Below are 2049 nucleotides of genomic sequence, written 5' to 3'. Positions count from 1 at the left end.
GGAAAATTCGTCATCACCGGCGGGGCCAGCCTGATCGGCTCGCATGTCGCGGAGCATTTGCTCGCGCAAGGCGCTCGTGAAGTGGTGCTGTTCGACAACTACTCGCTCGGCAGCCTCGACAATGTGAAGGACATCGTTGGCGATCCGCGCGTGAAGCTCGTTCGTGGCGACATTCTTCGCATCAACGAGCTCTATGATGCGTTCGACGGCACGGACGGCGTGTTCGCCGTGGCCGGCTTCCTGACGCTGCCGCTCAGCCAGAACCCCGGCCTCGGCCTTGCCGTCAATGTCGAGGGCCAGGTCAACATCTTCGAGGCGTGCCGCTATCGCAACGTCAAGCGGGTGGTGTTCTCCTCGTCGGTCGCCACCTATGGCAATCCTGCGCCCGGATTGATCGAGGAAAGCACGCCATCGAATTTCTGGACGTTCGGTCCCGCAGCCGCACTCTATGGCTGCACCAAGGTGCTCGGCGAGCAGCTGTGCAGGCTGTACAGTGCCCGCCACGGCATCGGCGCGATCGCGCTGCGCTACTCCACCGTCTATGGCGAGCGTCAGCACTATCGCGGCGTCAATGCACTCTACATCATGGAGAACTACGACCGCATCATGCGCGGCGAGCGGCCTCAGATCCTGGACGACGGCAACGAGGTGCATGATTACATCCACGTCGCCGACGTGGCGCGCGCGAACGTGATGGCGATGGCCTCCGACGTGACCGCCGAGAGCTTCAACGTGGCGACTGGCGTCGCCACCACCCTCAACCGTATCGTCGAAATCCTGACCGAGATCACCGGCACCGAGCTGAAACCGGAGTATACGACCGCGAGCGGATCGCAGGTGAGGGCCAGCGCGACGCAGCAGCTCGATTTCAGCCGGGCCAAGATCGAGAGGATGCTGGGCTGGACACCGGAAGTCCCGATCGAGGAAGGCATTCGCCGCCTGATCGCCTGGCGCCAGCGTGAGGACGCTGAACGGAACAAGGCTTGAACGGAGCGATCATGCAGACCAGCCGGTTGCGCGCGGTTTTCATGCGGGGCGGCACCTCGAAAGCCGTGATGTTCCGGCAGCAGGACCTGCCTGCCGCGCGAAAAGACTGGGACGCGATCTTTCGCGAAGTCATGGGATCGCCCGACCCGAGCGGCCGCCAGCTCGACGGCATGGGCGGCGGCATCTCGTCGCTGTCCAAGATCTGCGTGATCGGTCCGCCGAGCCACCCCGACGCGGACGTGGACTATACGTTCGCCCAGATCGGGGTGCGCGACAGCTTCGTCGACTATGGCGCGAATTGCGGGAACATGTCCTCGGCGGTCGGGCCGTTCGCGCTGGAGGAAGGCTTGCTGCCGGCGCCGGCCGGCGCGGAAGCGGTGGTGCGCATCCACAACACCAACACGTCCAAGATCATCGTGGCCCGCTTCCCGGTCGAAGATGGAAGACTCGCCGCGACCGGCGAGATCGAGATCGACGGTGTGGCCGGCAAGGCGGCGCCGATCCGGCTGGAATTTCTCGAGCCCGGCGGCGCGCGTACCGGAAAGCTGCTGCCGACGGGCAAGGCGATCGATCAATTCGAGATCGCGGGGCTTGGGACTGTGAAGGCGTCGTGCGTGGATGCGGCCAACCCGGGCGTCTTCGTCGAGGCGCGCGCGGTCGAGAAGGCGGCCGACGAGCTGCCGGACGCACTGGAAGGCGATCCGGTGTTCCTGAAGCGGATGGACGACATCCGCTGCGCCGCGTCGGTCGCCATGGGCATTGCCGCCGACCTCGACGAGGCGCAGCGCATGACCGGCATTCCGAAGGTCGGCATGGTCTGCGGTCCCCGCAACGGACCTACGCTCTCCGGCCGCGATCTGGCCGCCGCCGAGGCTGATATCTGGGTTCGCATGATCTCGGTCGGCCAACCGCATCGCGCGGTGCCGATCACGAGCTCGATCTGTCTTGCCGTCGCTACGCGCATTCCGGGCAGCGTGCCGGCGGGCCTTTGCACATCGGACGGGCCGATCCGGATCGCGCATCCCTCGGGCATCACGCTGGTCGATGCGCGTGTGAATGCGG

At 65.6% G+C, this 2049-nt stretch carries 2 protein-coding genes; both read left to right on the top strand.

The window, feature by feature from the left end:
* Window positions 1-987 (top strand): NAD-dependent epimerase/dehydratase family protein (locus tag JOY90_RS35730; RefSeq protein ID WP_291695792.1); only part of this gene is annotated, 987 nt, incomplete at its 5' end.
* Window positions 984-2049: PrpF domain-containing protein (locus tag JOY90_RS35725; RefSeq protein WP_291695791.1), on the top strand; the 1066-nt coding region annotated here is incomplete at its 3' end. The genes JOY90_RS35730 and JOY90_RS35725, both read left to right, overlap by 4 nt.

It is taken from the genome of Bradyrhizobium sp., assembly GCF_019242285.1.
GTDB lineage: Bacteria > Pseudomonadota > Alphaproteobacteria > Rhizobiales > Xanthobacteraceae > Bradyrhizobium.
The sequence above is the reverse complement of the archived record's forward strand: the minus strand, read 5'-3'. Positions and strand labels throughout refer to the sequence as shown.